14 protein-coding genes and 3 pseudogenes are annotated in these 12,158 nt (G+C 51.4%); 2 read left to right on the top strand and 15 right to left on the bottom strand.

Features of this window, described 5'->3' with window-relative positions; all coding sequences use genetic code 11:
• The first annotated feature begins 43 nt into the window (after nt 1–43).
• Together ACSAMP_RS14755 and ACSAMP_RS14750 are read left to right on the top strand one after the other, a co-directional pair.
• Nucleotides 44–559, top strand: a complete 516-nt coding sequence (locus tag ACSAMP_RS14755) for a hypothetical protein (protein ID WP_291019628.1) — start codon at nt 44–46, stop codon at nt 557–559.
• A gap of 17 nt (nt 560–576) precedes the next feature.
• The gene (locus ACSAMP_RS14750) at nt 577–1,935 is read left to right on the top strand and encodes an IS1182 family transposase (protein ID WP_457800323.1); all 1,359 of its coding nucleotides are present in this window, start codon (nt 577–579) and stop codon (nt 1,933–1,935) included.
• Between the two features lie 105 nt (nt 1,936–2,040).
• Here the strand turns inward: ACSAMP_RS14750 and ACSAMP_RS14745 are convergent, their stop codons facing one another.
• From ACSAMP_RS14745 to ACSAMP_RS14675, 15 genes and pseudogenes are all read right to left on the bottom strand, one after another.
• Nucleotides 2,041–2,907: a VirB6/TrbL-like conjugal transfer protein, CD1112 family gene (locus tag ACSAMP_RS14745; RefSeq protein ID WP_117536713.1), complete on the bottom strand. Its 867-nt coding sequence runs from the start codon at nt 2,905–2,907 to the stop codon at nt 2,041–2,043.
• A gap of 11 nt (nt 2,908–2,918) precedes the next feature.
• Nucleotides 2,919–3,011, bottom strand: a pseudogene (locus ACSAMP_RS14740) (Maff2 family mobile element protein); the annotation flags it as partial.
• An 87-nt stretch (nt 3,012–3,098) separates the two neighbouring features.
• Nucleotides 3,099–4,706 (bottom strand): recombinase family protein, encoded by a 1,608-nt coding sequence (locus ACSAMP_RS14735; RefSeq protein ID WP_457800965.1) that lies wholly within the window; start codon nt 4,704–4,706, stop codon nt 3,099–3,101.
• 111 nt (nt 4,707–4,817) lie between these two features.
• Nucleotides 4,818–5,006: a transposon-encoded TnpW family protein gene (locus ACSAMP_RS14730; RefSeq protein WP_002569233.1), complete on the bottom strand. Its 189-nt coding sequence runs from the start codon at nt 5,004–5,006 to the stop codon at nt 4,818–4,820.
• Nucleotides 5,003–5,860 (bottom strand): ATP-binding protein, encoded by an 858-nt coding sequence (locus tag ACSAMP_RS14725; RefSeq protein WP_457800964.1) that lies wholly within the window; start codon nt 5,858–5,860, stop codon nt 5,003–5,005. The genes ACSAMP_RS14730 and ACSAMP_RS14725 overlap by 4 nt, the downstream gene beginning before the upstream one ends.
• Nucleotides 5,857–6,600, bottom strand: coding sequence for a phage replisome organizer N-terminal domain-containing protein (locus tag ACSAMP_RS14720; protein WP_457800963.1), 744 nt, complete (start codon nt 6,598–6,600; stop codon nt 5,857–5,859). Before ACSAMP_RS14720 ends, ACSAMP_RS14725 begins: the two co-directional genes overlap by 4 nt.
• Nucleotides 6,590–6,802: a hypothetical protein gene (locus ACSAMP_RS14715; RefSeq protein ID WP_005927784.1), complete on the bottom strand. Its 213-nt coding sequence runs from the start codon at nt 6,800–6,802 to the stop codon at nt 6,590–6,592. Before ACSAMP_RS14715 ends, ACSAMP_RS14720 begins: the two co-directional genes overlap by 11 nt.
• Before the next feature lie 184 nt (nt 6,803–6,986).
• The gene (locus tag ACSAMP_RS14710; protein ID WP_118021152.1) at nt 6,987–8,609 is read right to left on the bottom strand and encodes a relaxase/mobilization nuclease domain-containing protein; all 1,623 of its coding nucleotides are present in this window, start codon (nt 8,607–8,609) and stop codon (nt 6,987–6,989) included.
• Nucleotides 8,581–8,979 carry a plasmid mobilization protein gene (locus ACSAMP_RS14705; RefSeq protein WP_002569238.1) on the bottom strand — a complete coding sequence of 133 codons (399 nt, stop codon included), beginning with the start codon at nt 8,977–8,979 and terminating at the stop codon, nt 8,581–8,583. The genes ACSAMP_RS14710 and ACSAMP_RS14705 overlap by 29 nt, the downstream gene beginning before the upstream one ends.
• A 517-nt stretch (nt 8,980–9,496) precedes the next feature.
• Entirely contained in the window at nt 9,497–9,697 is a 201-nt protein-coding gene (locus tag ACSAMP_RS14700; protein ID WP_118300895.1) for a helix-turn-helix domain-containing protein, read from the bottom strand.
• The gene (locus ACSAMP_RS14695) at nt 9,690–10,133 is read right to left on the bottom strand and encodes an RNA polymerase sigma factor (protein ID WP_007054578.1); all 444 of its coding nucleotides are present in this window, start codon (nt 10,131–10,133) and stop codon (nt 9,690–9,692) included. The genes ACSAMP_RS14700 and ACSAMP_RS14695 overlap by 8 nt, the downstream gene beginning before the upstream one ends.
• A 160-nt stretch (nt 10,134–10,293) precedes the next feature.
• Nucleotides 10,294–10,698, bottom strand: a pseudogene (locus ACSAMP_RS14690) (helix-turn-helix domain-containing protein); the annotation flags it as partial.
• Between the two features lie 142 nt (nt 10,699–10,840).
• Complete coding sequence (locus ACSAMP_RS14685) at nt 10,841–11,041, bottom strand: helix-turn-helix transcriptional regulator (protein ID WP_032747079.1); 201 nt, start codon at nt 11,039–11,041, stop codon at nt 10,841–10,843.
• Nucleotides 11,042–11,043: 2 nt separating this feature from the next.
• On the bottom strand, nt 11,044–11,709 hold the full coding sequence (locus tag ACSAMP_RS14680) for a DUF2178 domain-containing protein (RefSeq protein WP_050540877.1): 666 nt from the start codon (nt 11,707–11,709) through the stop codon (nt 11,044–11,046).
• Nucleotides 11,710–11,935: 226 nt separating this feature from the next.
• A pseudogene (locus ACSAMP_RS14675) lies at nt 11,936–12,064 on the bottom strand (Maff2 family mobile element protein); the annotation flags it as partial.
• Between the last annotated feature and the right edge of the window lie 94 nt (nt 12,065–12,158).

Here is a 12,158-nt window from a genome sequence, read left to right as displayed (position 1 = left end):
AGTATATTTAGCACGTGCGCCATATAATGGAAGGAGCAAACGGATGAATACCATACAGGAACTGCAAAAGCTTAGGGAAGAATTGATCCGCGAGATCGATGAAAAATTCGATTGGATCATCGACGAGGTGAAAAAAGAAAGTGTACCGTCTCGGCAAAAAGAGAGCCGTAAACCGAGGAATTACGAGATCATATATCCGTTGAATGTAGGTGCAGGGATATTCAAGGGAAAACGACCGACCGGAGTTATTTTTGCAGATGGACGTAGAACAGAGAACCCCACATGGAAAAGCGTTGCGGAGGAATTGCTGAAAGATTGCTGCAAAGATTCGGATCAGCGTCAGGCACTCATGGATCTGCGGGGGAAAGTGTTGGGACGAAATCGGGTTCTGCTAGGGAGTGAGACCGGGAAAATGCGCAGCCCGGTAAAGATCGATGAAGCTCTATACATAGAGACACACTATGATGCCGAAACACTCATGCGGATTCTGACGACAAGAATTCTGGACATGGTTGGCTACGACTACAGCAAGATTCGGATCGCAGTCAAGGCGGAGTAAAACGGAGGAACATGCAGATGCAGCTGGCGATGCACATGGTAACGATCGAGGATCTGATGCCACAGGGACACTTCCTGCGGAAGCTGGAGGCAGCGTTGGACCTGTCTTTCGTATACGAGGAAACGGCGCGGCTTTACAGCCGTAAACTCGGCCGTCCGGCCATCGACCCGGTGGTCATCGTGAAGTATCTGCTGGTGGGTTTCCTGTACGGCATCCCGTCGGAGCGGCAGATCGAGCGACGCGTCCAGACCGACATCGCCCTGCGCTGGTACCTGGGCCTCGACCTCTTCGACCGGGTGCCGGATCACAGCACCGTCTCGCAGCTGCGCCGCCGGAAACCGTCCTTCCGCAAGGTGTTTCGGCGGTTATTTGAAGAAGTCGTGGGGCAGTGCATCGAAAAAGGTCTGGTCAGCGGGCGCGTGGTGGGGGCGGACTCGACCCATGTGAGGGCCAACGCCTCCCGTGCGTCGGAAGAACTGGTGGAAGTCGCGGAGGAGGCCGGCGTTTACTGGGAACGGCTGGACGATTATGAGGAGGAAGGGTTGGAGGAACTTGAGCGGCGAACCGGAAAGCGCCGCAAAAAGCGGACAAAGCAGATCAAACGGGACAACCGCCGCACCTACAAGCGCGTCAGCCGCACAGACCCGGAGTCGGGTCATCTGAAGCGCCCGGGGAAACCGGAGGGGCCTCATTACCTCGCCCATCAGGCGGTGGACAGCGACTACGGCATCATCGTAGGCCAGACCGTGACTGCCGGAGATGTGAACGATTCCGTGCCGTTTTTGGGCCTGATCGAGCATATTCATGAAAATGTTGTACCAATTCAGGCTGCCACGGCGGACGCCGCCTACGATTTTCCGCTGGCCCATCGGGCGCTGGGTGAACTGGGGATCGGCTTTTTCGTGCGGCCGCAAAAGGCCGCCGCGCGGGTGTCTGTCCAGTTTACGCGGGACGATTTTTGCCGCGACGAGAACCGTGATGTGTACCTCTGTCCCATTGGAAAAGATCTGTGTTTAAGGCGGCTGGCCCGCAGCGCCAGCGGCCTGTTTTGGGAGTATCAGGCGGATAAGCGGGACTGTGCGCTCTGTCCGCTGCGGGAAAAATGCCTGCGCGAGAGCGACAAACGCGGCGCAAGAAAGGTGTCCGTCAGCTACTTTGCGGCAGACCGACAGCGCAACCTGGAACGCCGTTCCATCCCGGAATACCGGGAGGCGCTGAAATTGCGGCAGGTCTGGTGCGAGGGCTCGTTTTCCGCGCAGAAGCGCGAGCACAACTTAGCGCGCGTTTTGCGACGAGGCTTAGAGGCAGCGGAGGACCACTGCCTCTTGTCGGCGACCGCATTGAACCTGAAACGGATGATAAAATACGCCGGATGACGCCAGTGGGCGTCTTTTTTTGTTGGTAGGGCGGAGCGGAGCGAGACTTTGTCAACAGCACCATTTTGTCCCAAGGTTGAATGTTCTGCCATACGCGCCTCCCCTCTAATGCGCGCCGAAAATGCGCTGGGAGATACTGCCCGTTTTGAACAGCATATAGCAAAGCAATACCGTATAGCCAACGGTGCCCCATATCGCCCCGATGGGATCTCCGCCTGTGGCGATCCCCTGGACAAGCACCGCGTAAATTGCCACGCACACCAGAATGAGCATCCCCTGGAATCCCACGGCGAACAGCGAGCGCAGATAGTTCTGGCCCGTGTGTCCCAATTCCCGGTTGGCAAGGGTCGCCACAGGGATGGGGGACAGGCTGGTGAGCAGATATATTTCAATCATGCGGCCATAGACCAGCACGAAAATAATGATATTCAGCGCCCACATGGTAACGCCGATAATGGAGGACTGGAGCCACAGGCCCAACAGCGGCCCTAAATCCATACCCTCCAGCGTCGTTTCAAGCTGGGTCAGCATATCCGGCGTAATGTCCGTGGAACCCTGGATCAGCCCCGCCGATTGTGCAATCACGCTCTGGGACACGTCAAACACGGCCATTACGATATTGAATGTGTTTGACAGAATAAGGATGGCACAGGACGTTTTGAACATCCATTTGTAGATATTCGCCACATCAAACTCGTGCATATTGTTTTTTTCCAAAAGCATCTGGATCAGTTCATAGGTCGCAACAAAGGTCAGCACCATTCCGGCAATCGGCAAAATTACCGTTTCGGAAAGCTGGCGGATCAGGGAGAACACCCCGGCGTGCCATGCCGCCGGGGTTGTTCCCACTTGTACCGCAATCTCTCCGACTTGGGCGTTTACGTTATCAAAGAGCCCCGAAAGGTTCCCCATGATCCCGCTGATTAAAAGCTCCTTGAGCCAATCCGTGAGCCAGTCGGTGAGAAAATCCATAAGCCGCTACCTTAAAACAGGCCAGAGAGCAGGGGGATCAGCGTTGTGCCCAGCAGGATGATGCCGCCGCCCGCCATGAGCTGTTTCATGCCCTGGCTTTTTGCTTATGTGCGATAAAGAAGTAATAGAAGTGTAAAAAATTTTGCCGTTCCTATCCGGCACTTGCGCATTGTGTCGGATAGGTCGGGCGTTTATTCGGGCAAGTCCACCTTGCCAACAAAAGAATAATAAATCTCAATGTCCTGTCTGCGGGTCTTGTTCTCGTCATAGCTGCACTCATGCACAACGATTTTCTCTACAAACTCCCGCAGCAGAGTAGGGGTAAGTTCTTCAAAGCTGGTATGCCGCCGGACAACATTCATAAACTTTTCTGCGTTCACGGTGGCTTCCTGTGCTTTGGAAAGCTCCGCTTGGATAGCAGCGGCTCTTTCTTTCAGTTCCCGTTGTTCTGCTTCATAGTCTGCCGACAGTTCTGTGAAACGCTCGTCTGATATGCGCCCGGTCACGCTGTCCTCATACAGCCGCTTGAAGATAGCGGATAACTCGGCTATGCGTTTCTCGGCGGCTTCCAGTTCCTTTTTCTTGGCGGCGTTCCTGCGTTTGCCCCCGTCCTCGTTCTGCTCAATCAAGAGCTTCATAAACCGGGCTTCATGCTTTGCCGCATAGCTGGTCACTTTCCGCAGATTGGAGAGTACACCGGCGGTCAAGAGGTCGGTGCGGATAAAGTGCGCCGTACAGTCATGGGTGCGCTTCTTGTAGTTGCCGCAGATATAACAGTCCTGCTTGCGCTTGTCCGTCTGGTATCGCTGCTGATACATGACGCTGCCGCAGTCTGCACAGAACAGTATACCAGAGAACAAGCCCACTTCATCATAGCGGTTGGGGCGTTTACGCTGCTTGCGTAGCTCCTGCACCCGTTCCCATGTCTGAGTGTCTATGATAGGCTCGTGGTGGTTCTCGAAAATCACTTGCTTTTCCAGGGGATTTTCTACACTGTGCTTGACTTTGTAAGAGAGTTTTTCCGTCTTGAAGTTTACCAGACAGCCCGTGTATTCCCGGTTTTCAAGGATATGCACAACGGTATTGGTCGCCCACTTGCACTCATAGCCGGGGTGGTAGCGGCGGGTGCTGCCCGTCCTGCGGTATTCCAGCGTCCCCGGCGTGGGGATTTGCTGCTCTGTGAGCATACGGGCAATCTTGGTCGGACCATTCCCGGCAAGACAGAGGTTGTATATCTGCTTGACTACGGGTGCGGCTTCCTCGTCAATGATGAAATTTTCGTCCTCGTCCATGAGGTAGCCATACACAGGCTTGCTTGTGATAGGCTTGCCACTCATGCCTTTTGAGCGTTTCACTGCTTTGATTTTCTTGCTCGTATCTCTCACCAGCCATTCGTTAAAGATATTCCGCAGCGGGGCAAAGTCATTGTCGCCCTGTGCGCTGTCCACTCCGTCATTGATAGCAATGAAGCGGACGCCTTTCTGTGGGAAAATCATTTCTGTGTACATTCCCACTTGTAGGTAGTTTCGCCCTAACCTCGACATATCCTTGACGATAACTGTCCCGACTTTTCCGGCTTCAATGTCCGCAAGCATGGCTTGAAAACCGGGTCTTTGAAAGTTCGCACCAGAATAACCGTCGTCCGTGTACCAGCGCAGATTGCAAAAGCCGTTCTGCTTTGCGTAGGTTTCAAGAATACGCTTCTGGTTGGAAATGGAATTGCTTTCGCCTTGCAGCTCGTCCTCATGGGATAGTCTTGGATAAAGGGCAGTGATTTTCTGGGTGGTCTGTCTTAACATAAAATCCTCCGTTTCCGACAGCCAGCCCCACTATTCCGTACCTTGATTGTACCACATGGGGCGGCTGTCTGTATAGCGGCAAAAGCGTCAAATCTGCTTCTTTATGGTCGGTCAAATCGCTGTTTTTTGTGTAGCAGCTTCCGCTTCCAGCACTTTCATCATCTTGTCGGCTGCGGTATCGGTTGCGCCCTGCTTGAAGAAGCCGGAAACGGTAAGGACGGAGTTGCCCATGCGGATTTCCGTTACACAGTCCGGACGGCGGTCTGTTTTGGTGGTGCTTGTCTGTTTCGTTTCTGTCATAGGCTCTCCTTTCGCTGCTTCATCAGTTGCTTTAATCGTTCCAGCTTTTCCTGTGCGGTTTCCTTTCGGAAATTGCTGCCCGTGAAGCGGACGGGGGCGCACATAGAAAGCAGCCTGTCATAGATACGGGCGTGGGGCGTGTCCTGCGGGTGCTGCAATTCCTCCAGCGTGAGGTTGGTCGTGGCGATCAGCGGCTTGCCACTTCGGTAACGGCTGTCAATCACGCTGTAAACCTGTTCCAGCCCGTATTCCGTCCCTCGCTCCATACCAAAATCATCAAGTATCAGCAGGGGGTAGCTGCAAAGGTGGGAAATATACTCATTCCTGCCCTCAAAGCTGGCGGCAAGGTCATTCAGTATCGTTGCAAAGTTTGTCATGCACACCGGGACTTCCTGCTCCATAAGGGCGTTGGCGATACAGGCGGCAAGGTAGCTTTTTCCTGTCCCCACGCCTCCCCAAAACAGGTAGCCGATATTTTCAGCCTGCATGGTTTCCCAGCTCTCCACATAAAAGCGGGCGGTTTCGGTCTGTGGGTTTCTGCCGTTGTCATGCTCAAATGTCCAGTTCCGCATAGCGGGGTCGGCAAAGCCCCGGCGTTTCAAGTCCTCCACTGTTTCAAGGTGCTTCTGTCGGCTTTCGGCGGCTTGCTGCTTTTCACGGGCTGCCCGCTGGCAGTCGCAGTCTGTTGGGTGTCGGTCATGCCCTAACCATTGGGCGGTTTCTTTTGAAAAGTAGGCTTCTTTGGGCGTATGGCACTTGCCGCAGTATAAAAGCCCGTCCTCGCCTGTGTAGTCCTCCGCTTCGGCGGTAGTGGTTGTAATATCCGTAATCATAGCTTCAATCTCGTTTTTCATAAGCTCTCGCCCTCCTTACATGAATAATCGGGTATGCCCTGTTTCGGGGCAGCCTTGCCTTTGGCAGCGTCCTCCTGCGCCCACTTGTAAATGGTGGCTGCATGGCTCTGGTACTGCTTCCCGGTGGAAGCGATATGGCAGGAAAGCCGGTCAATATAATACTCCCACTTGTCGGGCAGCTCTGTTTTCAGCCCGGAAAGCTCTGTATCGGTCAGTATCACATTGTTGTATCTGCCATAATCGGCGGGGGCGGGGTGTCCCGTTTCTCCCTCTCTCTCTTTTTCTATCTCTTTCTCTAACTCTATCTCTATCTCTGGTGGACGAATGTCGGACAAATGTCCGCCTTTTGTCCGGGGCGGTAAAAGTGCCTTGTTTTCCAGCCTTGCAGCCCGTTTTCTCTCGGCTTCGGTAGAGGACTGTCCTATCATCAGCTCAATATCGGTCATATAAAAAGCCCCGCTGTCAAGCTGCTCCACAAGCCCCAACTGCCGGAAAATCTCTAAAGCCCTTTCAACCGTCCCTATCTGGTGGCGGGTCAGTGTCGCTATCATCTGCGCTGTGTAGGGGATATGCTCGTCAAGCTGCAACTTCCCGCCGTTTTTCAGAGATTTTAAGTACAGCTTCAAGAGGATATTGGAATATAAAATCCCGTCTTTCATATCTTCCAGCAGCACAATGGAGTCGCTGTCAAAAAAATTCTCTTTCAGCTTGAGGTAGTAATACTTGCGGTTATCTGCCATTGTCCCTGTCCTCCTTTTTCCGGCGTTTGGAGTAGTAGCGGGGGCAAAGTATGATAACCGCCCGGAAGCTCTGCTTACAGCTATGGGTACAGCCCCGGCAGAGGTCGTTGTATGTGATACGGTCGCAGGTGGTATTCCCGACTTTTACTTGCCGCAGGAAAAAAGACCATTCCAGCCGCCGTTTCTTGCTCATTCTTGGCATGGGTGCGCTCCTTTCTGCCGTTTCCGCTGGTGTGGCGGTATCGACGGTAATTCTGTATCATCTCGGTATCATTTTCGGGTTTTTTCTGCCCTGTAAGCCCGTTAAAAAATCCTTTGGTATTGCGGGTAGAGTACGGGGCAGCCCCCTTGTTCTGTATGGGTTCGGGTACATTTTGGGGTGGTTTTTATCGTTCCTGTTCCTGCCTTTTCACAGGCTTGCGCTCCCGGCGTAAAATCTGGTCGATATTGCCCTTGACAGTCTGTAAGCGGCGGTATTCCTCCCGTTTTGCCCGGTAATCGTTGTAGCCGCTGTTTTTCTCTTTGATAAGGCTTTCAATCTCTGCTTGCAAGGCTTTATAGCCCGGCAGCTTGGAAATGCCGTTCTCCCTGAAATAACGGGCGGCTGCGTCTGCTATGATAAAGTCGCTTTCGTGCTTCTGTCGGTAGGCTGCTTTTGCTTTGGCGTTTTTCTGCTGTTTCAGCCCGTCCCGGACAGGGCGGGTCTTGGAATAGGCAAGTACCTGCCGTTGCAGCTCCTTTTTCCTGTTCAGCGTCTTTTCCACCTGCTTCAGCTCTGTAAGGCTTTCCTGCATGGCGGCATAGGCGGCAGAACAGGCTTCGTCCAGTTCCTCCGGGGAGGAAAAGCCGTACTGCTGGTAGGCGGTAACGGTAGCCGCCATCTGCTTTAGGTTGTGCTTTGCCGCCCAGCGGTCATAGCCCACGCCCTTGCCCTCGGCTCGCTTGGCTTCCCGGTCAACCATGCGCTGCAAGGTGTTGTCTGCCGGGGCGGTTTTTGCGGTTTTTTCCTCCTGCAAGCGTCCCTTTTGGGTATGTGGGTATTCCGGTATGGCTTTAGGCTTTTCGGCGGCTCTGTGGGCGTTCTGCGTGAGCAGGGCAAGGACAGCAGCCTTGTCAAAATCGTCCCCCAGCTTCCGGGCTGTGATAGGCTTTGTTCTGTCCGGCGTGAGGTAGGAAAGCCGCCCCCGGCTCTCCTTGACGGTCACGCCCTCCCGCAGCAAAAGGGAAGAAAACTCGTCAAAGCTGGTAGCTTGGGAAAGTGCCTGCCGTATCGTCCGGCGCAGCTTCGCCTTGTCCGTTTCAAACTTGGTGGGCTTGGTCGGTTGTCCGGCGGCTTCTCTGGCGGCGTTCTCTTTATCAAGGGCAAGCTGCCCTTTCTTTGCCGCCCAGTATTCCCGTTCTGTTATCCGTTCCTTGCTGCCGTTCAAGAGGTCGATTTGGTAAAGCCCCTCCCGGTGGCACATCTCCATAACTTCACTCTTGAAATATTCCATAGCGGCGTTGGTACAGCGGTGCTTGCAGCCCTCCCGTGTGTCGGCTGGTCTGTCCATGTAGGGCAGAAGCGGGACTTCATAAATCCGCAGGGAGTTGAGGACGATATGCACATGGATATTCCCGCTGTGGTTATGCCCGTCCGGGTGGGTGCATACAAGGGCTTGGTGTCCGGGGAAATGCTCTTTACAGAACTGCTCGCCCAGCTCCTGCGCCCGGTCTACGGTCAAGCCGTTGTCTGTCCCGTCCCGTGGGTCAAAGCTGATGATATAGTGGTGGCTTTTCACATCTTCCCGTTTTTGGTTTTTCTCATAGCGGAGATTGGCTCGCATACAGGCAACGGCGAAATCCTCGCCCCCGCAGTTAAGGGAAGAAATGCGGTAGTCCTCCCTCGGTATCAGCCGCCCGTTTTCATCAAGGGTGGGCTTCATGGTAAACTCGTCATGCTCAAATGTGAGGTAGGCTTCCGCTGCGCCATAGTCGGCATTTTTAGAGCTGATATGTTTGAATGTTGCCAACAGCATCACCCACTTTCTGCAAGACTTCAAACTTTAGGGCAGCAAGGTCGGAAACCGCCGCCCGTACTTCCCCGGCAAGCTGCGGGTAGGGACTGTGCCACTCGTTCAGCGTCCGGGCTATCTGGTTTAAGTTGCCGCCGATCCTGCCGTATTCGGCGGTCAGCTTCCCGACAGCGGCAAGCAACTCGTCATTGACGGGGGAAACGGTTATGATGGGGCGTATGGCTGCCCCGGTTATGGCTTGCCGGATAAACTCGGCTTGGCTCATGTTGTAAGCAGAAAGCCTTTCCGCAAACTCGGCGTATTCTTCCTCGGTCATGCGTGTCTTGACTACCCGGCTGCGGTGCGGCGTGTTGTATCGTTTTCGCATGGTAAAAACCTCCTTTCGGCTGCCGCATGGCTGCGGCGGGATAAGCGGCGTAAGCCGCATAAGCAGGGTTTGGGGAAGGCACTCCCCAACAAGATTCCCGCAGGAGCAAAATGAGCGAAAAGCGAATTTTGGTACTGCGGTAGAATCTTGCTCTAAGAAACTGCCGGACTGCCGTTCACTTGCTACTGCCACTTTTTCGGGAAATCTATAACCAGCTTTTTTATAAAAGGCTGCGGGCGGCGTTCTCCCCTTACTCCCTACAACACCGCAAAAAGCAAAAATGACGGACTTTCCGGCAAGAACTTTTCCTGCGGCGTGGTCTTTCCCGACAATAAGGCGTTTTGGAAACTGTGTTTTGCTCGCCGTCTGAAAAAAAACGGCAATCTTTTTTGGCTTCACTGTCTAATACGGAACATTTGGAAATTTGCCAAAAATGGGCGCAAAAAAAGCAGCAAATCTTTTTCGGATTTACTGCTTCATGTGCCGCTGCGGGGCGGCGGGATATTCAGTTTTTATGTTATCGGTCAAGCCGAAACTTGAACAGGCTTTCAATCAGCTTTGTTCTGATGTAGTCCTCCATATCAGAGTTATAATAACCGTTCATGTTGGAGAAGTAGCGGATATATCCAGCGTATCGGTCAAGGACGGCTTGTATCGCTATGGGGTCGCCCTCATGTGCCTTTATGATAGTGTCATAGGGGAGAAGTCGGTTACTCATGGGACAACACCTCCATTTCCTCTTTCAGCCGCTTCAAGGCAAGCTGAATATGCCGCCCGATTGTGCTGCGTGTCCAGCCGCTTTGTTCTCCGATTTCTTTCTGTGTCAAGTGCTGGAAGTAATATAAAAAGATTTCCTCTTGTGTCTGTTCCGGCAGCCCGGCAAGAGCCGCCGCAAGGGAACAGCTATCTAAAAATATCGTCTGCCCCCGGACAGAAAACAGATAAGTTTCGCCATAGTCCGGCACTTGAAAATACTCGTCTGTGGTGCTTAGTGGGACAAACTTTTCTTCGGTCAAATATTCAAGAGAGATTTCCCGTCTCCACCTCGCCGCCAGCATACGGGCAGCGTCAAAGGACGCATGGCGAATAACAATCCGGCAATAGGTATCATGGGTATAGCGGATATGTTCTTGATAGGCTTCCTGTTCGGTCATGGAAAATCCCCCTTTCTTCAATTATGGGAAAGGGCGGCAGCATTTTCTGCTGTCGCCCCTTGATTACCCACCGGCAAGGACAGGCGGGGCTGTCAACGGTGGGTGCAGCCCATTTACTTGCCGTTGACTGGCTCGGCTGGTTTTGCTATTTTTAGCGACTTCATTCATCTATGCTTATCGTTTCATCACTTATTGCTAGCGGGTTATTCTGGGTATTGCTGTTGAGGTCTGGAACGCTGAAAAAGACAGCAATAAAAATATTCACAAGAACGATTACTGCTAATATAATGGCAACAATTTTCCAGATACGACGTGAGCGGCGGTTCTTGATTGCCAGTTGCTCGTTTATTCTGGATAGTTGTTCGGCAACATCACTGGCGACATTTTCATTTTCAATTTTCGTACCCAGCAATTCACTGACAGATACCTCTAATATTTCAGCCAGACGAATAAGAGTATCAGCGTCGGGAACGGACAAATTTTTCTCCCATTTGGAGATAGTCTGTCTGACTACATGAAGTCTGGTTGCTAATTCTTCCTGTGAAAAGCCTTTCTGTTTTCTGAGAGTTTTTAGATTTCATAGAAACATGATGCGTTCCACTCCTTTGTCTTGGTAAATCAAAAATAGCATGATAGCTGCTATGCGGCAAGCAATGCAGATTAACATTAGCGCAACTGCCTATAAAATAAGCATAATTCCGCACAAATCACTTGAAAACGAATATTTCTTCAATCGGTGCTTCAACAACTCTTGAAATATCAATCGCCAGTTTAAGTGAGGGATTGTATTGTGCCTTTTCCAGCCGCATAATTGTTTCTCGCCGCACGCCTACCTGTGCCGCTAACTGCTCTTGTGTCAAATCCTTTAATAGCCTGTACTTTTTTAATCTACATTCAAAATCCGGCACGCTTATTCCTCGCTTTCATCAAACTGTTCATCGTTATCATAATGATATAGCAGATATTCGCTAAGGAATATTTCAAGTGCTATGGAGAGAGCTATAACAATAACAAGAGCAATTAAGGTATATTCAAGGTTATCCATGAGCTTTCCCTGTCCCAAAATGAGTATTGCAAGAAAAATAATGGACAGAGAAGTTTTGTTCGCTACACTTTGCGCTTTCATTTTGTTTTCTTTGTATCGTTCATCTATAAGAGTATTTGACATTTTTCCCTCATAGAAAAATCCGAAAAAGCCGAAAAACAGGAAAAACACAAAAGGAAAAATTGTCTTGTCAACGCTGTAAGTCCAAAATCCCAAAAATCCGGCAAATCCTAATAAACCTAAAAAACCCAGTTTTGGATTTATTGTTCTGGTGGATTGCAAGGTTAATTCCCTACGCCTGTTTGTTTTAATAGATTCCAAAAACAACACAACAATATTCACAATATACAAGGTAAGAAGTACGCCGGAAATAATCATAGGCAGGTCTTGCACTCTGAAAACATATTCAGATAAATCCATAGGCACAATAAACCTTGAATTGTTAAATGCTATCGTGTACCATGAAGATATTGCTACCAGCAGAGCGCATATCACGCCCAGGCAAATTGTGAGTTTCGTTCTTTTTTTCATAATGGTGTCCTCCGATGAGATGTATTTGTCGCTTGTCGAGATAAATATATCACTTCAAAGGCTGGCTGTCAATAGGAAAGATACAAATACATCACTTTCCCCAAAATGCTTAGAAAGACAAAAGCTGATATAGGAAAATCCCCACATCAGCTTTTCGTATTGGTCTGTGTTTCGGAAATAGTGGCTGCTGTCTATCAAATTATCATTTGTTACTTTACCGCACATGAGCATTGGAGCCCGGATTGTCTGAACCGTAACCCTCCAGCAGATTGACTACGCCCCACACGCCCAGGCCAGCGCCGAGGGCCACAACAAGGGTCTGTAAAGTGTCGATAGCAGATGCGAAAAACTGCATAGAGCCTCCTTTTCTCCGGGGAGATGCCCCGGCCATGAAAAAAGCCGCCATTCCTGGCGGCAGGTTGCCACTTCGGGACACTTTGTCCCGAAGC

It is taken from the genome of Flintibacter sp. SJQ-8 (assembly GCF_054108085.1).
This window is presented reverse-complemented; position numbering and strand designations above follow the sequence as displayed.